Source organism: Undibacterium sp. MH2W, assembly GCF_049340215.1.
GTDB lineage: Bacteria > Pseudomonadota > Gammaproteobacteria > Burkholderiales > Burkholderiaceae_D > Undibacterium.
In genome coordinates this window covers 529,477-549,345 of record NZ_JBMPPA010000002.1, presented here as the reverse complement: position 1 = coordinate 549,345, position 19,869 = coordinate 529,477, and the positions used below count along the sequence as shown (strand labels likewise).

Genomic DNA, 19,869 nt, shown 5'->3' with positions numbered 1-19,869 from the left:
TAAGTCGGTATCCTCCGTAATTACCATCATCCCCCACAAATACCATTATCCCCCACAATTACCGTCATCCTCCACAAATACCGTCATCCTCCGCGAAGGCGGAGGATCCAGTGCGCGTCAGCGCTTTCTTGCATTTTCAACTAACTCGCAGCTTGAAAGGCGCTACCGCGCCACTGGGCTCCCGCCTTCGCGGGAGCGACGGTGTATGGGGTCTGTCCGTTGATTTGTCGGGGCTTGCTATTTCCGTCGTCGGCTCCTATTTCCTTTGTCCGCCCTTATTCCCATCATCCTACCTAAAGCCCCGTCGTCTGCCCTTATTCCCATCATCCTACCTAAAGCCCCGTCGTCCGCCCCCACTCTCCGTCATCCTCCGCGAAAGCGGAGGATCCAGTGCGCGGCAGCGCTTATCCACAGCGTTAAGTCAACAACTGTTCCCGCGACCGCATGAATTCCTCAAACTGGACTACCGATAAAGGACGCGAGAAATAATATCCCTGTACCTCGACGCACCCTTGCTGCCGCAAAAATTCAAGCTGCTCAGCGGTTTCGACCCCTTCGGCGATCGTTCTTAAGCCGAGGCTCTTCGCCAAGCCAATCACGGCGCTCACAATCGCTTTATCCTCGGGGTCAGTATGAATATCGCGTACAAAACTACGATCGATTTTCAACTTATAGACTTTAAATTTCTTCAAGTAACTCAGCGATGAATAACCTGTTCCGAAATCATCAATAGACATCCGAACTCCGCGCTCATACAACTTATTCATGATCTCGATTGCACCTTCTGGGTCGTTCATCGCGACACTCTCAGTCAACTCAAGTTCGAGGTACTTTGCATTAATATCGATCTCTTGCAAAATACGATTGATCGACTCTGGTAAGTCACCGTGCCGGAACTGGACTGCCGATAAGTTCACAGCCATGCGCAAGTCTTTTAAGCCTTGTTGATGCCAGGTCTTTAATTGCATCAACGCTGTGCGGATAACCCATTCCCCAATGGCGAGGATTTGTCCTGTCTCTTCGGCGACCGGGATAAACTCATTCGGTGAAAGATGACCCAGTTCAGGATGATGCCAACGCAGTAGCGCTTCCATACCAATGACTTCGCCGGTCGCAATCGATACCTGCGGCTGATATTGCAACGATAGTTGATTTCGTTCGAGGGCATGACGCAAAGCATTGACTAACTCGAGATGGCGCGCTGACCATGCCTGCATTTCAGGCGTAAAGAAACGGAAGGTATTACGACCTTCACGCTTCGCCCGGTACATCGCAGCATCCGCATTTTTCGATAAGGTTTCTAAATTATTGCCATCGTTTGGATAGACCGCAATTCCCATCGACGTTGTCACGTTCAGCTCGATTTCACCAATACGATAAATCTGCTTAATCAACTCCATTAATTTATGAACGACCTTTTCCGCACCAGCGGCATCAATACCAGGCAACAGTAATACAAACTCATCACCGCCGAGGCGAGAAATCGTATCTTCCGCGCGTAAATTCGCCACGAGGCGTCTGGATAGCTCGACAAGGAGCGCGTCACCAAAGCTGTGTCCCAGAGAATCATTGATATCTTTAAAATGGTCGATATCGAAAAATACCACCGCCAGTGCCTCTTTCGAGCGTGCTGCTCTACCTAATGCAAATCGTGCACGTTCTTCGAGTAAGGTCCGGTTTGCTACGCCCGTCAAGGCATCGAAATGGGCGAGGTATTGAATACGCTCTTCGCTACGTTTCTTCTCAGTGATGTCTTCTTGCACAAACAGGAAATGGCGTACTTGTCCCATCTCATCACGGATCGGCGACACCTGAATAAAATCAGTGCGCTCGATGCCTAAACGATCAACGTGGGTCAGCTCGGCATGCCAGCTTCGCCCCTGTCGCAGGGTGCGCAGCATTGCTTTATAGCTGGATGCGGAAGGTAAATTTTTTTGCTGCAAATCAGGACGTTTCCCGATAATTTCTTCCAGTGATTTACCGCTGCTTTTTAAGAAAGCCGCATTGACGTATTCAATATTGACGCGATGATCCGTAATGATAATGGCGTTTGAACTTTGTTCAACAGCCTGCGACAATTTACGCAGCGTGCCTTCTGATTTCTTACGCTCAACGGCAATGGCAATAAAGTGCGCTGCCATCTGTAGCAGATGGAAGTGAAAGGTTTGCGGTGTCGCGGGTTTTTTATGATAAATCGCAAATGCACCGAGCACGGTATTGGTCGACGAAAAAATCGGCTCTGACCAACACGCACCTAAACCTGCGTTTTCGATAATGGGCTGGTAGGCAGCCCAAAATGGGTGGGTGTGCAAATCTTCGGCAATCGTACGCTTCCCGGTGGCAATCGCATTACCACAAGAACCAACTTCAGGCGCAATCGCTAAACCATCAATTTCAGCACAATAGGCAGCCGGTAGATGCGGCGCAGCGCCGATGCGCATGCGCTGCCCGTCTTCACTGGTAAGCATGATCGAGCAGATACTATCTGGAATGATCATCTCTAACCGCAAAACCACATCGCGCAAAATATCCGGCAACGATAAGCTGCTGGTAATTTTTTCGAGCATGTAGCTACGAAGCGCCTCTGTCTGACGCGAATGCAAGCGGGCTTCTTCTAACTCAAAGCGGGTCAGCGCGTGACTAACATCCATCGTCATTTCGAGCAACAATTGACGGGACGCTTCATCAAATGCATTGACACGATCGAGGAACAAATTAAAAGTGCCGACAATTTTTCCATTTTTATGCAGTGGCAAAATCGCCATCGATCGCCACCCGTACTTCGCACCGCGCTCATACCAGTGGTAATCAGCCACGTCGTGTAAAAAATCCTGGCACCACATCGGCTCATCGTTGAGCAATACACAAGAGATTGGACCAATTTGACCATTGCTGTCCGGCTCTCTTGAAATGGTGATACCGTCCATATACGCTTGCCCGTCGGTACCATAATAGGCGACCGGCTCAAACGTCTGATCATCTTCATTGAGCATGCCAATCCATGCCATTTTCATGCCGCCAAAGACCACAGCGCTGTGGCATATCTTACCGAAAAGATCTTTTTCAGAATGACTGCGAACAATCGCTTGATTACACTGACTCAGCGCATTATATAAGCCGGTCAAGCGGCGATTTTTTTCGTTAATTTCTTGATGTCGTTGCTCTGCTTTCGCTAGCTTATTTTGGGTCAAAGCAATCGAGCTCTTAATGCTGCCATCCTGATCATCAGAGATCGGCACTTCATGAGAAAACTCACCGCTGCCAAGTTGTGCGAGCATCGCATAGATATCTTCTAATGGGGCTCCGAGCGTGTGGGTCAGCGCCTGCTTCGCCCGCCAAAGCAATGCCAAAAACGCGACGCCGAAGAAAATAAAACAGCTGCGCAAACGTTGATTGAGTTGCTGTGTCTCGATCAATGCTTGCGCGGTACGCTGATCCATTAAACGATGCACCTCCTCAATGGCATGCATGATGGAGGCTTTGGCGCGCAGATAATCATCGTCGTATAACATACTGCGGGCAAGGACACGTTCTTGTGTATCGGGAGCGGACGCATCGAACAGTTGCATCGCTTTGCGCTCCGTCGCCGTCAGGAGATCAGAATCGTTTTTTGCTTCTGCCAGCCGTGAGAATTCTTCATCGGTGAATCCGGACTGCCGCATGAGATCCAGCAAGGATATTTTTTTACCACCGGCAGCGGCAGTCACGGCGCGATCATCGACCGGCGTGCGATGCGCCGGCAATAACGTCCAATAATTGACATGATGTGTCTGAGGACGAGCCTCTTTTCCGTCGCGGATATCGAGGATCTTCTGATAGTAATGTTGATAACGACCATCTCCAGTATCAACATAGCTACGCGCCATCGTGGTCAGATCGTCACTGGATTGTCTTAACTCTTCAGAAAGAAGGTAGGAATCATTACGTTGCGCTTCGGCACGATCTACCTGTGACTCTGATCGTAAGTAGAAAACCAACACAATCGCGAACGACAACATCGTAACCAGTAGCCACCAAAAGCTACGGGTGTAAGCAAACAAACTACGATGTGCCGGTTTCAGCGCCACTCAACACCCCCTTATGGGTATAACAGTCTTTAGGACTTCTTGGGATAAATTCTCACCAAGATAATGCGTGGACCATTCATTTTTTTTACAACAGCATCAAAATGCTCAAATGCAACTTTCTGCCCCTCAACGGGTAAATCACCCAGCTTTTGCATGATCAATCCACCAATGGATTCCACCTCATCGCTATCGAGATCAAAGCCCAAGGCCATCCCTAAGGTGTAGAGCGGCAGGCTGCCTTTCCCGATTAGGGTCCCATCATCCAGCAACGTCCAGTCATTTTCATTTTGACGGAATTCATCTCTAATCTGCCCCACCAAAGCACTCAACAGGTTGTCCAAGGTCAAAAAACCGACAGGTTTACTGCCTTTGTGGCCAACTATCGCAAAATGCGGCGCGCCTTTTCTAAAACGACGAAATAATTCCAACGCGGGCATGGTCGGTGGCACATATTCCACCTGACGCAGATGTTTGCTCAAATCGTCCAGATCCTTACCAGCTTGTTGCGCAAAGAACAAATCTTTCAGATGCAACATGCCCAATACTGTTTTTTCATCTTCATCAAAATACGGGTAACGACTAAATCTGTTACGCGAAGCCGTATTCATGTTTTCTTCCAGCGACATGCCTTTATACATAGCGGCCACTTCGTTAATCGGACGCATCAGATCGGAGATCTCCAAGCCGCCAAAGTCCAGCACCTGCGCCATGATGCTCCACTCGTCCCGGGTTTCTTTCGCACCACCGTGACTTCCGCGCAGAATCAGCTTTAATTCTTCCGGTGAATAATGACTATCGCTGCCATGCGCCACATCCAAACCGACCCATTTCAATACTTTATTGGAGCTTGTATTGAGGAACCAAATGGCAGGATACATGGTCCAATAAAACGCATACAACGCAGGAGCAGTCCACAATGACACGCGCTCCGGCATGCGAATCGCCATCGATTTTGGTGCCAGTTCTCCAACAACGATGTGCAAAAACGAAATAACGAAAAAGGCAAAAAAGAATGAAACACCGTGAATCACATCCGCTGACGTGACGTTGAACATGTCAAAGACCGGCAGCAGTAATCGTGCGAACGCTGGTTCGCCAATCCACCCTAAGCCCAATGAGGCGAGGGTAATACCGAGTTGGCAGGCTGAAAGGTATTTGTCGAGATGTTGATGGACTTTCAGTAACAGTCGTCCACGCAACCCTGTGCTCTTGGCGATGCTTCGCACTCGCGTCTGCCGCAGCTTAACGAGACCAAATTCTGCCGCAACAAAAAACCCATTCAGTAAAACCAATAACAGTGCGGCAACGACCAGAAAAAAGTTATTCAACGCAAAACCCTAGTAACAAACATCACAACACTTTAGACTAAATTGCATCATCATGCTCGTTATTGGGCCGATTACCCTCAATGCGAGACCTAATTTTGATGCTTCAGTGCATATTTTATGAGCATTTTGTGTCAACATCATCACATCTCCATTGCAATATTGCTTAAATTGCAAATAAATGATGTTTTTGATGAAAACGTCCCCATATAGGGTTATCACTCATAAAACGCCTAGAACCTTTTGCTTACGACAGCATCCTAGCGTGTAGTGGTAGGTACGCAAAGAAAAGTACCCGCGAATGATAATGAGACAATGGTGAAATCATCGATCCGACAGGATCACCATGATCGCAAGGTGGATCATGCCTGTTACGTCCTGAAAGGAGTGCAACTTGTCTTTAGACGCCATCCTGACTGACATTAACCTCAGTCTGACGACCAACCCGACCTGTAATGACATCCGTTATCTGCGCGCGTTAATCGCCGAGATACGCCCACAACGGGCTACGGACACCCAGCGCGCTACCGATAACCTGCGCGCCTTGTGTTACGTCTTACGGCGGCATCCCGCCTGGAGAAAAAGTTTTCGTCATTACCTGATTCAGGTCATTACGTCCCGCAAGTTGGTTCATCTCCTCACAGACACGGGTATCACACTCAATAATGGCTTTTGGGGCGCGGGTGCTGAACGTTTGATGAGTAAATTTCTGCCGCCCCTCGTCAATGATGACTATGTGAAAGATGTGTTTGGTCAGGTATTTGATAAGACCACCGACCATCTCTGGGTGAATGCTGTTGCCGATGAGATTTGGCATGACTTGGCGCGCGCCATTGGGTTCCGCATCCAACGAGCACGCCACACCCATGCAACACTCGCGAACGAAGTCTTGAATGCAATTCAAGTACTGTCTTACAGGATCACCAATATCGGTCTCGAAGCAGAACTAGTGCGCAATTATCCTGATATCGAAAAATTTGAATCACCCTTTTTGCGCCAAAACGATAGCATCAATGAGTACGTGATCCGGTATCGCGAATGGCTCACAGATCAAGACATACAACGCGAAGACAGTAAGCACATCGACGTATTGCTTGAGCAATGCAAAGACATTACCAGTCGTATTCGCCGCACGGCTGCCGTAGAGGGTGTTTCTGTCAGTCTGACGCGGTTACTTCTGCGTCTTGATCAAAGTATGGCGCGGATGCGGACACTGTTAGCCCTGCTTGATAGTCGCGACACCTCGGTCAGCGTTCAGATTGCAACGGGCTTGTTTAAGGATCTTGTTGCGGCGGACAACAAGCGCCATAGTCTGCGGCAGCTCATGCAGAGCAATACCGAATTACTGTCATTGCAAGTCACGGAACGCGCCGGAAAAAGTGGCGAGCATTACGTGACCAACACCCGCAGCGAATGGTTTGAGATGCTGCATTCTGCCTTGGGTGCGGGCTTTATCGTTGGCTTTATGGCGATGGTGAAAATCCTATTCGGCACCATGGCGCTCGCGCCATTTGGGTACGCATTGCTGTATAGCGCCAATTATTCCTTTGGCTTTATGCTCGTGCACGTCTTGCATTTCACGATTGCAACAAAACAACCCGCCATGACGGCTGCCCTCATCGCGAAGGCGATTGATCAAGGGCATCAAAAGCTCGATGAATTAGTGGAATTGATTGTGCGGGTATTCCGTTCTCAGTTTATTGCGATTGTGGGCAATATCGCGCTGGCAATGCCGACCGCGTTTGCAATTGCGTGGGTCTGGTACGCGGTTGACGGCAAACATTTGGTGAGCCCTGAAAAAGCCCAGCATCTGTTACACGAACTCGATCCATTTGGTAGTCTGGCTCTGCCACACGCCGCCATTGCTGGTGTCTGCTTATTCTTATCGGGACTCATCTCGGGCTATTACGATAACAAAGCGAGTTATTCACATATTCCTGCGCGGTTACGTCAATTGCGCTGGTTACGCAAGCTGCTTGGTGAGCAGCGATTATTTAAAATGACCGACTACATTGGCAATAACTTAGGAGCACTCGCCGGTAATTTCTTTTTCGGGATCATGCTTGGCACGATCGGGCAGCTCGGAAAATTTTTTGGATTACCCGTTGATATCCGCCATATCACCTTCTCCAGCGCCAACTTCGCCTTCGCACTGGCAGGGATGGATAATCACATGAGTTGGCAACTCGCCGCCTATTCTTTGTTTGGCATTCTGCTCATTGGGCTCGTGAATCTCACCGTCAGTTTTAGTCTTGCGCTCTTGGTGGCGCTGCGCTCCCGTCGCGTCAGTTTTGGTTACGGCAGCCATTTAGTACGGCTTCTTATGCGTCGTTTTTTATCTGGCACGCGTGATTTTTTCTTGCCAGCGAAAATCGATGACAAGGCTTCATCCTCCCACACCTAAATCACCAATAGGGATTTTTTGTCCTACGCAAAAAATCCCTTTCTTCTCTCTCCCCTCCCCCGTCGCTGATTCGCAGCATTTTCAACTAGTAACATTTTTGGCAGTTAAAGACGATAAGTTGTCACTGATAGTGGTGTTTTACAACAGTTTCGCTCTCTACAATACGTCTTTTACCTCTTCCATCTGCATAGAAAATGCGTCGATGGACAACTCAATGACCGCACCACTCACAGCCCATCGATAACGAACGATGTCGATGGCTTGCCACTCGTCTTCCTCCTCATCCGCACGTCAATGCGTACGTACAGCAGCTGACATTGAATAGCGCACTGATCAATGCGTGTAGGGATTGTTCTCTATAAGAAACGCTTTGCTGCGCGACATCTGACATCGGATGTCCATTTTTTAAATGCGTTTAAGTACGGTCGAGTGCGTTCAATGCAGTCTAGCACCCAACATATGATCACCAAGAATTACAACACTTTCATCAGCAATATTCGTTCAACCATTTTTACGATCGTTTTTCTGATTGCCAACCAAGCACACGCTGGCGTCACCACGGAAATCGCTGAGACCAACGACTCCCTTTCGGCACCGACAGAAGAAAGTGCCATCACCACTTCTGCTTTTCGCGAACAGGAGAGCGACTGTACGGATCACCGACAACTACAATTAACGGGACTCGAATTGTTATCTGCCAAGGCACGTGCAGAGATCATCAATCATTTACCAACATGTCTGCATCAAACGCAGCTAGCGGCATTCTCTCGACTTGTGACGGCACAATTTATCGACGCCGGCTATCTGAATATCGACATGATCCAAGTCCCGACGGATAAAAAGAACGTCATTGCATTGCATATCGAACCGGTGCGCATTGAGAGTATCACTGGCACGAGCACCACCATCTATCCAGACTTTCTTTTTCCTGGTCATCAAACGCACCCGTTTCTGAACATCCATGATCTTGACCAAGGCTTAGAACAAATAAATCGCTTGGCTTGCAACCAAGCACAAATCGAGATCTACCCTGGCACAGCCCATAGCGTCATCGTCCATTTGAATAACCAAGAAAAAAGCCGACTTCACGGCAACTTCGCGATCGATGACAATGGTCAGAAGAGTACAGGCAAAATTGTTCACCATGCCACTGTTTCTATCGATAGTCCTCTTGGCTTATCGGACGCGGTCGTTGTCAGTGGTAGTCAGTCGCAGCATAGTCGGAGTGCGTTGTTGTCCTATAACGTCCCGTTTGGCTACTGGCTATTCAGTGGCACGGTTAGTCGCTCACACTATCAGTCCCTCGTGCAGCTCACCAATAACAGTGCGCAACAACGCGGTCAAACGCCGCAGATTACATGGCGCGTTGAACGGACGATACAACGCGACACGCAGGGTGTCACCCAACTATTTGGACAGCTCTCGCGCACGAACACACGCAGCGAGCTTTCAGGAAGTGTGATCGATGTGCAAAGTCCGGTGATGAGTAAGTCGCATGTCGGCATCTCACAAACAAGACAATTCAATGACGCATCACTCACAACCACCATGGAGTGGCAGCACGGTCTCAATCTCTTCAACGCAACGAGCGACATCGCGGTCATCTCGCCTGACTATCCTCATGCGCAATTCGACAAATTGCTCTTCGCTGCCAATTGGACAGGTCACACCACGGTCCAGAATCAGTGGTTGATCCATGAGCATCAGCTCTCCACGCAATATGCATGGCAACGCTTATACGCTATTGAACAGTTCAATGTTACAGATCGCTCTGGTGTTCGCGGTCTCAGTGATTGGGGTGTCGCGGGGGACAATGGCGTGACCTTACACAACACACTCTCGATGCCCCTCACCACCTTCGGCATCCCTATGCAGCCACGCCTAGGCTTTGATCTGGGAGCCACATGGAATACCGGTACGCACTCTCACTATCAAAAAGCAGTGAGTAGCAGCGTAGGCATCAGCGTGCAGTGGCACACCTTCACAGTCGATCTGGATTATGCACGAGGAAAAGCCTCGCTCATGCCTACCGTTGTCAACACATTTTCGGCCACTGGCTCGTGGTCGTTCTGAGATCGACGCATCAATACGCGTGTCGATACTCGGTATTTCAGAGCCGTTGTAAATTAACTATAAAACAAACTTGGAGTAAGTCAGTGAAAGCCACATCGAGGGTCCCTTGCAAATTATCCCCAGCCAGTCGCGCCGCCATTTTAGTGGGGCTCGCCTGTCTCAGTATGCAACCGGCATCCGCACAAATCGTCCCTACTGGAAACACATCCATCAGAAACCAGAATGGCGTAGATATCGTGAACATTGCAGCACCAAATAATCAGGGGCTGTCCCATAACAAATACAATCAATATAACGTCAGCACACAAGGGGCTGTGTTAAATAATGCATTACAGTCTGGACAATCCCAATTAGCCGGACAATTAGCATCCAACAACAATCTGAACGGACGCGCCGCCAAAGTGATTCTCAATGAGGTCATTAGCCAGAACCCTTCATTACTATTGGGTAAGCAAGAAGTCTTTGGTGTTGTTGCGGATTATATCCTCGCCAATCCGAACGGAATTACCTGCAACAATTGCGGCTTCATCAACACGCCACGCGCTTCCTTGGTCGTTGGTTCTGCCAACCTGACGAACGGCAATCTGAATGACATGTCCGTCGGTGCTGGTGCGAATAAAAATGCGACACTGTCCGTTGAAGGGAATGTTACCGCTGGCAACATCCTCGATTTAGTTGCACCAAAAATTCAGATCTCTGCCAATCTCAATGCCGACCAAACGATCAACGTTTTCTCGGGCCGAAATAACATCGCGCTCAATGCAGATGATACGATCGCCATCAAAACGCTAACAGAGCCACCAGCGCCACCAGCACCTGCACCAACAACGACAACGACATGTTTCTTACTGGTCTTCTGCAAAACCGTCACCACACCAGCACCCGTCTCTTCGCCCGCCAATGTACCGTCACAAGTGTTAGATGCAAGTATCTTCGGTCGTCTGCAGGCGGGTCGTATCCGCTTGTATAACCTCGATAGTGCGGCAACGACACTCATTCAAGCGCAATTAACTGGTCGAGAATTCATCACGACAGATATCAATGGCAAGCTGGCGATATCAGGTAGTCAGCTTCAAGCGGGCAGTGCTTCTTTACAAGCTGGTGACGTTGCGATTGGTGCCATCATCAATACAACGACGAATCAATCACAAGACCGTCAGGACGGCTATCGTGATATTTTCACGCACTGGACTCACGACACCACTGAAAGCGCAACAAATCAAACGGCGATCAATAGCAATATCACGACCACGGGCGATCTCACTTTGCGGGCACGCAACGGCACCCTTGAAATCAGCGGCGCCACTATCAATGCGGGTCACCTGATATTGGATGGTGCGCAACAAGTCAAGCTGAAAGGTATCACGACCACCAACAGTGCATCACACGAAGAAAAATTTGAACATGAAACTGCAGATAATTTGTCTGGCTACATCACTCGTTCACATGCCGAAGACAGTTATAGCGCTACCATCATTACCGCTGACAACATCGATATCAGCGCAAACGGTACGGTTACGCTAGCGGGAGCGAAACTGTTGTCTCGTGTAGGAATGTCGGTCAACGCAGAGAACATCAACCTGCTCACTGAGGCCACCAACAAATCGGATGTGGCTGATCAAAAAGCAGATTCAATGTTCTTGCTCGCCGTCAATAGTGAGCAACAAAATACGCATGTAAATCGCGAGACAACCCAACATGGCACCTCACTGACTGCTGCGGGCGGCATTTTGGCGATCAATGGGCGCAATGCGATATCGGCGTCTGGTGCGAAATTGCAAGGCGGCGCAGTGCTGTTGTCCGGAACAACTATCGCGTTTGATCAAGCTGTCAGTCGCGTCGAGTCGGGTGATGCACATCACACTAACGGTTCGCTCAACGCACCGCAATATGCGTATTCCACGAACACACTCAATGAAACGGCATTGCCTTCGGAAATCACATCGATTGGTGGTGATGTGAATGTGAATGGTTCAAAATTTTCTCTAACTGGAACGACACTCACTGCTGGTCGTCAGGCAAATATTTACACTTCCAACTCGACGTCTATGCAGGGTGCCGATGAAGTACATAGCAGAGTCGTGACGGATTGGTCACCCTCATTTGATTCCTATCTCGTCGCTGATGGTGCAACGCCACAGGTCTCTACTGATATGCCAACGACATTCGCCGAGCTAGCGCAGATGCTAAAAAATCAAGGCGGTGGATGGCAATGGCGCATCGGAGCGCGATTTGACGGCAATACCCATGAGGTCGTCGATAAAACGATTAACCGCCATCGTAGCCAAATCGTGGCAAATCAACTTGTGAATATCTACAGCGGAGATCAACTCAATGTCGCTGGTAGTACGCTACAAGCCAATGCGGGACAATCAACAATCACCGCACAAACCATATCACTCACCGCAGAACACGATACCGTGATCCATGAGGACAATAAAAAGACGAATGGTATCGGCCCTTATTTCACCTTTGGTCTTGATCGCATCGGCGTCGGTGTGGATATGGTCACCTTCCAAAATAATACCAAAGAAGAAAATGATCACGCGCAGGTGAGTGTCATACAAAGTCGTGGTGACACGAAACTCACAGGCCTACAACGTATCAATAATCAAGGCGCTGCCATCGTCGCAGGGAATCAACTGACCATCAATGCTGGCGAGATCAACAACACGAATGCCAATGATCTCCTCCTGCGTACGCAGGTGTTAGCAGATCTCGGACTTGAGGCCGAAGTGTTTGCCAGTCTTGATCCGAAGGTCGGTGGACGCGCCGCCGTATTTGGCGATCTCGAGATCAAGCGCGATGCCTATACACGCGCCATTGCAAGTCGCATGGAAGGTGCAGATATCACCGTGACGGCAAACAATGCCATCACCGATACCGGCAGCAGCTACAAAGCACCTGGCAACATCAAGATCAATACCGTCAACTATGTCGCAAAAGCCGCTGAAAACGTGCAGTTGCACACCGATGACCTCGCCAGAGGAAAGTTGGAGCTACAGGTCTACACGACGACGTTTGATGACGTTGCGATTGAAGGCATCGTTTCCGGTCAACTCAACCATACGGACAAAGGGACTGCACAGGCAGCCAAAGCGAGTTTCAACGCCAACAACCTCTTGATCAATGCCTCTAACAATCTCGAAAGCTCGGCGGATATCACGACCAAAGACAGTGTCAAATTATTATCCAATAATTTGACCAATGTTAACTTCGCTACTAACCGCTCGTGGGAAAACGATGGCGGGTTTAATGCAAGTATTGACTTGGGTGTTGATCTCTATTTCGACGGACCTGGTGGCGTGATTCCTGTACCAATCATTGGTCTTTCTGGTGGCTTTAACTATAAAAAAATCGCGGACACACAAGCTGTCGCTGCGGATATTACTGGCAACACCGTGACGATTTCTGGTGGTAATGAAGCACTGGTACAAGGTGCCAATATCAATGCACTCAATGACGTTAATCTCATCGGCGCTCGTGCTTGGTACGACCGCGATTTCGACACGCATCATGCAGATGGCATTGCGATCGATGGTAGTTTTGACTTTCAATTTCAAATAGGTAAAAACTTTAAAGTAGGCGTTGGCGGCGATCTGGATTTCATCGATGAAAATAGTACTGTCGGTCATGGTGGTACCGTCACTGCTCATAACATGACTATTCTTGCCAATGCGCAAGGAAGTGGCGCGTTATTAGCCGGAACAAAAATCACGGCAGACAATGTCTCTGTCATGAATAGAGCCGGCGATATCAGCATCACCGCTGCGCAAGGAGATGGCTACGTGGCTGATTTTGGCGGCGGATTTAAATTCGGTATTGGCGTTGCCAATAAAGGCTTAGAGAATGTCCAAATGGGCGCGCGGGTCGATCTCAATTTCGAGAACGAACATACAAGCGATGTCGGCACAATTACTGCAAAAAATCTCACGATGACCGCAGGGAACAATTTGACATTGCAAGGTACCAGCGTCTTTGCCGACACGGTATCGGGCAGCGTTGGAAAAGACATGATGATTGCGTCCGCAGTTGAGCGTGATAACAAGTTCCGTTTTCTTGTTGATTTTGGTATCGGTGCGTCATCCAAACCAATTGACACACTCATCAAGGGGGCCAATGCCGTTCGCTTGAATCTTATCAATGGTGATATTTTTGGTTTTTCTCCGCATGCAAAATTTGATGGACAATTGATTGACTACTTACATACCGAAAAAAGTCTGCTGAGTATGAACAGGCTGAACTTGTCCGTCGGTGGCAAAGTCGATGTCGATGCCGCCACAATCTTGTCTGGAGGTGGCGCACAATTTGGCGGTGCCCCAATCACCACGGCATCCCACCGCGATAAAAATCATCGATTGTCATTGGCATTTGACGTCAGTACGAATGTCTTTAAAACAGTACAACAAGGCATCTATGCCATTGACCACGGAACCACGCCTTGGATCCAAGGGGACGCGACTTGGAGCGATGCATTGATCACCAGCGAGGTGAACTTGAAACTCTGATTTAAACGCTGATTTAAACGCTGATTTAAACGCTGATTAGTAATGACTTAACGCATTGTGGATGTGTACCAACGCAGTTTGATGCACATCAACAAGCTTAGCGGCGTTGTGAAAGCACAGTAGGGGGAGCGTACAATGATTACCCCCTTCTCCGCTTTCACACCCTGCCATGAACAAGCCATCGCCCTCTTTGTCAAAACGTTTTGTACCGCACAGTTTGTTAGAAGATGCACTGGCCATTGTGACTGGCACCTTGTTTGTGTCACTCGGCATTGCGCTGTTCAATCAGGCCGGGCTTCTTACTGGTGGTACGGCGGGGCTCGCATTTTTGTTGCACTACATAACGGGCATCAGCTTTGGGGGAATTTTCTTTTTGATTAATCTTCCGTTTTATTGGTTGGCGTGGCGCCGTATGGGGTGGCGATTTACCCTCAAGACATTCTGTTGCGTGGCACTGGTTTCTTTGTTATCCGGCTACCATTCTCATTTCCTGCAACTGATCAATATCACGCTCTGGACACCGTTTTACATCGCCCTCATCGGAGGACTATTAATGGGTGTCGGCTTTGTCGTCCTGTTTCGCCATCAAGCGAGTCTGGGCGGCATCAATATTCTGGCTCTATATTTGCAGCAAACGCGGGGAATTCGCGCTGGGAAACTGCAAATGGGTCTCGACATCATCATCGTTCTCGCCTCGTTAACAGTGGTCACACCAATGGCACTCATTGCTTCTATCCTCGGTGCCTTTGCGCTCAATCTCGCCATTAGTCTCAACCACAGACCTGGAAGATACATGTCCGCATAGTGCGGTGCGTCACGCCCATCAGCACGGTATAGACGAGCGATCATGGTGGTAGTTTTTTTATATTCTTTACAATCAATTTTATTCACTTGCAAAGAAAACATGACCTCGTTTTGTGTGCACTGCAACAGGCGCATTGCTTACGATAGCGTGTGGAATAAGCACTCTATTTCTGAAGCAAAAATAAGAAACGGTCGTCTTTATTGTGTAAAATCGAGCGACAAGGTCGCGCATTTTGCGCAACTCACACACAACATCTGGGCACGACGCCACCACTTTTTTTCGGATGCATTCCGCTGTGTCCGCGACAAATGGCAACCCCGTGGCCAAACACAGAAAGTAAAACGATGAACAAAGTAGTCATCAGCGGCACCGGCCTGTTCACTCCGTCTGAATCGATTTCCAATGAAGAACTGATTGCTTGTTTCAATAGCTACGTCCAGCAATTTAATGCAGAAAACGCAACTGCGATTGCGGCTGGCGAAGTCAGTGCATTGGAAGAATCCAGTGTTGCGTTTATTGAAAAAGCGTCCGGTATCAAATCACGTTATGTGATGAACAAAGCAGGTGTTCTCGATATCAATCGCATGGTACCTCGTATCCCAGAGCGTAGTGATGAGGAACCTTCCGTCATGTGCGAGATGGCTGTTGCAGCGGCGACGCAAGCGTTAGCCCGCGCTGGTCGTACGGCAGCAGATGTGGATGCGGTCATCTGCGCAGCAAGTAACATGCAACGTGCCTATCCCGCAATGGCCGTTGAAATTCAAAGTGCGTTGGGAATTGATGGCTTTGGCTACGATATCAATGTAGCATGTTCTTCCGCCACCTTCGGTATTCAAGCGGCCGTAACAGCGATCCAAAGCGGACAGGCACGCGCAGTTCTCGTCGTGAATCCTGAAATCACCAGTGGCCACCTGAACTGGCGTGACCGAGACAGCCATTTTATTTTTGGCGATGCATGTACGGCGATTCTGGTCGAACGTGCTGACTTGGCGACCTCTGCGCATCAGTTTGAAATTGTTGGTTTAAAACTGAAAACCCAGTTCTCCAATAATATCCGCAATAACTTTGGTTTCTTGAATCGTGCAGACGAGTCAGGTATCGGCAAGCCAGACAAACTCTTCCGTCAACAGGGTCGCAAAGTGTTTAAAGAAGTGTGCCCCATGGCTGCTGAAACGATCACGAGCACCGTCACCGGTGCCTCATTGGCGGTGACTGATGTACGCCGTTTCTGGTTACATCAGGCAAACCTGAACATGAACCTGCTCATCGCGCGTCTGATTTTGGGTCGTGATGCAACACCAGAAGAATCACCGACGATTCTCGACACGTATGCCAACACGTCGTCTGCAGGCTCCATCATTGCTTTCCACAAACACCAAGATGACTTAGAAGCAGGCGCGATCGGTGTGATCTGCTCGTTTGGTGCAGGGTATTCGATCGGTTGTGTCGTGGTGAAAAAATTAGGCTAACACGCAACTCACATAAAAAAACGCCTTAGACCACTCTGGTGTAAGGCGTTTTTTTTGTCTTGCTAAGCGCGAGTTCTTAGGTTTTCAGTGCTTTTTCTAACAGACCATGCAACTCGTCAAACGACGGTTCACCAAGATAACGCTTGAGTACATTTCCTTGTTTGTCGATAACAAAGGTCGTCGGCGTCATTTTGACATCGCCAAATGCTTTCGCTAGACCACCATCCGCATCAATGGCCACCTGAAATGGTAATTGACGTGTTTCAACGTAATTAAGTACATAATTTGCTGGGTCATAGCTCATCGCAACAGCGACATACTCCAAACCCGCCGCATGGTATTTGTTATACGTACTGATCATCTTTGGCATTTCCGCGACACAAGTCGCGCAAGATGTTGCCCAAAAATTCACCATCACCACTTTACCGCGCAGGCTTTGTGCTGAGATCTTTTCACCTTTGAGATTCGTGAAAGTGACATCAGGAATCGTTGTCTTGGCGGAAAGAGATTGATAGAACAGAGCCGCCAGCGTGATCAAGGCGATCGCCGCAACAAAAGCAAACAGTTTGAATTTTCGGGGAGAAGCAGGTTCTAGCATCGTTTTCTTTCTGACAAAGGCACACAAGCGCCAACTAACCGAAGCATATTATAAAAGTTCAAACCGGATGATGCTTGCGCATCGACAAACATCGATGCCACGCACGAGATATCCACTCAGCATCCACTCAGCTCGATGGGGCGGTGATTGTTTTGCCAGCCACATGGGTGGTGAGGACAATCGCCGTTGAGGTCGAACCAAAGGCATTTAATTCATTGATAATGCGCTGCAAATGCTCGACATCGGTCGCCAACACCCGCATCACCGCACCGTCTTCGCCTGTTACGGTATAGCAATCGATAATTTCCGGACAAGTCGCCACATACTGCGCATAGGGTCGTCCCTGCTGCGTTGATAAGCGTATCATGGCAGTGATCTGATAGCCTAAGGCTTTGGGATTGATATCGGCGCGATAGGCACGAATCACCTCAGCAGCCTCAAGGCGCTTAATGCGCTCCGAGACGGCAGGCTGGCTGAGATGCACCTGCCGGCCAATTTCAGCATGGGACATCCGTGCATCTTGTTGCAATAATTGCAGGATTTTCTGATCAAATTGATCGATCTTGGGATTCATAAGGATTTATCGTCATTTTCAATTGAAAACCATCGTCTGCTTCTCAATTGCTTATGAAACGCTATTCATTCGCAAGAAACAGCTTGTTAAAGTAGAGCTTACACCAAACTTATCCGACTATCAGAGAATCATTATGGCTACTCCAATCAGTAACGCCCAGATCGCCGCCATTGCGCAACAATTTCAGACACCTTGCTGGGTGTATAACGCCGACGTTATTCGTCAGCAAATCGCGCTGTTAAAGCAATTTGATGTGATCCGTTTTGCACAGAAAGCGTCTAGCAATGTGCACTTACTGCGTCTGATGCGCGAAGAAGGCGTCATGGTGGATTCTGTGTCCTTGGGCGAAGTAGAACGTGCGTTAATCGCAGGATATACGCCAACACCTGACGTCGACCAGACGCACGCACAGATCGTATTCACCGCAGATTTGTTAGACCGTCATGCGCTGAAAAAAGTCGTTGAACTCAATATCCCGGTCAATTGCGGCTCTCCCGACATGTTGCGCCAGCTAGGTGAAGTGCATCCCGGTCATCCTGTGTGGCTACGCATCAATCCTGGCTTTGGCCACGGCCATAGCCGCAAAACCAATACCGGCGGAGAACAAAGCAAACACGGTATCTGGCATGAAGAGTTGCCTGAAGCTTACAAGTTAATCGATCAGTACGGATTGCAATTGGTGGGTCTGCATATGCACATCGGTTCAGGTGTGGATTACGATCATTTGCAAAGCGTGTGTGATGCCATGATTACGCAAGTCAAACTCGCACAACGCGATCTCAAGGCGATCTCGATTGGCGGTGGTCTGTCGATTCCTTATCGCGGTGAAGATGATCTCGTCGATACAGCGCATTATTTCCAGATCTGGGACAAAGCACGTAAAGAAATAGAGGCGCATCTGGGGCACACCATCAGTATGGAAATTGAACCCGGTCGTTTCCTCGTTGCCCAATCTGGCGTCATGATTTCGGAATTGCGCGCCCAAAAGCAAGTCGGTAGTAACTTTTTTACGTTGGTCGATGCCGGCTTTAATGACCTCGCCCGTCCAGCGATGTACGGCAGTTTCCACCGTATCAGCGTCCACGCTGCAGATGGCACACCGCGCACAACCGGCGTACAAGCAACGGTGGTCGCCGGACCGTTATGCGAATCGGGTGACGTCTTCACGCAAGAAGAAGGCGGTATTTTGACTAGTCAGGATTTGCCAGCGGGTGAAGTCGGTGATTTATACGTATTTCACGACACTGGTGCCTACGGTGCGAGTATGTCATCCAACTACAACTCACGCCCTTTGATTCCGGAAGTGTTGGTGGATGGCGAACAGATCAAACAAATCCGTCGCCGTCAGACGATCCAAGAGTTGATTGCGCTTGAGGTATAAACCAACGTAGTTCATGTCGTTGAGCAAAAAAAGAGGCAATCTTGATTGCCTCTTTTTTTATACCTCGATGAACAGCAATGCCGTCACACCATTAAGACACCACGCCACATGCCATCCGCATACCGCCACCACCGAGTGGAGCAGGATGATCGCTGTTGTTATCGCCACCTGCATGCACCATGATCGCATGACCAGTCAAATCAGCCGCCTTTAAACGTGGTGCGAGCAATGGATACGTCGCTTTGCCATCGGCATTGACCACCAATGCTGGCAAATCGCCTTTATGTCCCTTGCCGTAAGGCCCGAGATGTTCATTGGTTTTTTCTGGATCCCAGTGACCACCTGCGGCCAATGCTGCTGTTGGTACACCGTTATTGAGGCCAGGTGCGCAGGATGGGTTTGCATGAACGTGAAAGCCATGAATACCTGCAGGCAAACCGCTTAAATCGGGTGTAATCAATAAACCGTACGGCGTATCTTCCAACGTCACTTTACCGGCTGAGCCTTGAACGCCATTGGCATCAACAAATTGTAATTCGACAGTCTGTGCCTGCGCGAACGCCGCAACAAAAGCACTTGCCGCGATACATAGTTTGAACGAAATTGACATGCTTACTCCTGAAAATGAGGTGAGATATTACCTAACGTGAGACATGATCTACATG

At 49.0% G+C, this 19,869-nt stretch carries 11 protein-coding genes; 6 read left to right on the top strand and 5 right to left on the bottom strand.

The genetic code is table 11. The annotated features are described in order from the left end of the window. Positions 1–416: 416 nt before the first annotated feature. On the bottom strand, positions 417–4,067 hold the full coding sequence (locus tag ACO0K2_RS06685) for a bifunctional diguanylate cyclase/phosphodiesterase (protein ID WP_423017034.1): 3,651 nt from the start codon (positions 4,065–4,067) through the stop codon (positions 417–419). Positions 4,068–4,096: 29 nt separating this feature from the next. Next, a complete protein-coding gene (locus tag ACO0K2_RS06680) occupies positions 4,097–5,395 on the bottom strand; it encodes a hemolysin family protein (protein ID WP_423017032.1) in 1,299 nt (432 codons plus the stop codon). Between the two features lie 391 nt (positions 5,396–5,786). Between ACO0K2_RS06680 and ACO0K2_RS06675 the strand changes: the two genes are divergently transcribed. The 5 genes from ACO0K2_RS06675 to ACO0K2_RS06655 all read left to right on the top strand — a co-directional run bounded on the left by ACO0K2_RS06675 (position 5,787) and on the right by ACO0K2_RS06655 (position 16,651). Further along, positions 5,787–7,796: a site-specific recombinase gene (locus ACO0K2_RS06675; protein WP_423017030.1), complete on the top strand. Its 2,010-nt coding sequence runs from the start codon at positions 5,787–5,789 to the stop codon at positions 7,794–7,796. A gap of 438 nt (positions 7,797–8,234) precedes the next feature. After that, positions 8,235–9,869 (top strand): ShlB/FhaC/HecB family hemolysin secretion/activation protein, encoded by a 1,635-nt coding sequence (locus ACO0K2_RS06670; RefSeq protein ID WP_423017028.1) that lies wholly within the window; start codon positions 8,235–8,237, stop codon positions 9,867–9,869. Between the two features lie 83 nt (positions 9,870–9,952). Next, entirely contained in the window at positions 9,953–14,377 is a 4,425-nt protein-coding gene (locus ACO0K2_RS06665; RefSeq protein ID WP_423017026.1) for a hemagglutinin repeat-containing protein, read from the top strand. Positions 14,378–14,546: 169 nt separating this feature from the next. Then, on the top strand, positions 14,547–15,182 hold the full coding sequence (locus ACO0K2_RS06660) for a YitT family protein (RefSeq protein WP_423017024.1): 636 nt from the start codon (positions 14,547–14,549) through the stop codon (positions 15,180–15,182). Positions 15,183–15,526: 344 nt separating this feature from the next. Beyond that, a complete protein-coding gene (locus ACO0K2_RS06655) occupies positions 15,527–16,651 on the top strand; it encodes a beta-ketoacyl-ACP synthase III (RefSeq protein WP_423017022.1) in 1,125 nt (374 codons plus the stop codon). 76 nt (positions 16,652–16,727) lie between these two features. Here ACO0K2_RS06655 and ACO0K2_RS06650 read toward each other — a convergent pair whose 3' ends face one another. After that, a complete protein-coding gene (locus ACO0K2_RS06650; protein WP_423017020.1) occupies positions 16,728–17,249 on the bottom strand; it encodes a TlpA family protein disulfide reductase in 522 nt (173 codons plus the stop codon). A gap of 127 nt (positions 17,250–17,376) precedes the next feature. Continuing rightward, positions 17,377–17,823 (bottom strand): Lrp/AsnC family transcriptional regulator, encoded by a 447-nt coding sequence (locus tag ACO0K2_RS06645; protein ID WP_423017018.1) that lies wholly within the window; start codon positions 17,821–17,823, stop codon positions 17,377–17,379. A gap of 133 nt (positions 17,824–17,956) precedes the next feature. Here ACO0K2_RS06645 and lysA point away from each other — a divergent pair, with 133 nt between their 5' ends. After that, a complete protein-coding gene (gene lysA / locus ACO0K2_RS06640) occupies positions 17,957–19,204 on the top strand; it encodes a diaminopimelate decarboxylase (protein WP_423017016.1) in 1,248 nt (415 codons plus the stop codon). Between the two features lie 91 nt (positions 19,205–19,295). Here lysA and sodC read toward each other — a convergent pair whose 3' ends face one another. Continuing rightward, positions 19,296–19,814, bottom strand: a complete 519-nt coding sequence (gene sodC, locus ACO0K2_RS06635; protein ID WP_423017014.1) for a superoxide dismutase [Cu-Zn] SodC — start codon at positions 19,812–19,814, stop codon at positions 19,296–19,298. Between the last annotated feature and the right edge of the window lie 55 nt (positions 19,815–19,869).

Bases quoted from the DNA above. Each gene is read 5' to 3' on its own strand.
- ACO0K2_RS06670 (WP_423017028.1), top strand. From the start codon at position 8,235: ATGCAGTCTAGCACCCAACATATGATCACCAAGAATTACAACACTTTC.
- ACO0K2_RS06645 (WP_423017018.1), bottom strand. From the start codon at position 17,823: ATGAATCCCAAGATCGATCAATTTGATCAGAAAATCCTGCAATTATTG.
- ACO0K2_RS06655 (WP_423017022.1), top strand. From the start codon at position 15,527: ATGAACAAAGTAGTCATCAGCGGCACCGGCCTGTTCACTCCGTCTGAA.
- sodC (WP_423017014.1), bottom strand. From the start codon at position 19,814: ATGTCAATTTCGTTCAAACTATGTATCGCGGCAAGTGCTTTTGTTGCG.
- ACO0K2_RS06650 (WP_423017020.1), bottom strand. From the start codon at position 17,249: ATGCTAGAACCTGCTTCTCCCCGAAAATTCAAACTGTTTGCTTTTGTT.
- ACO0K2_RS06660 (WP_423017024.1), top strand. From the start codon at position 14,547: ATGAACAAGCCATCGCCCTCTTTGTCAAAACGTTTTGTACCGCACAGT.
- lysA (WP_423017016.1), top strand. From the start codon at position 17,957: ATGGCTACTCCAATCAGTAACGCCCAGATCGCCGCCATTGCGCAACAA.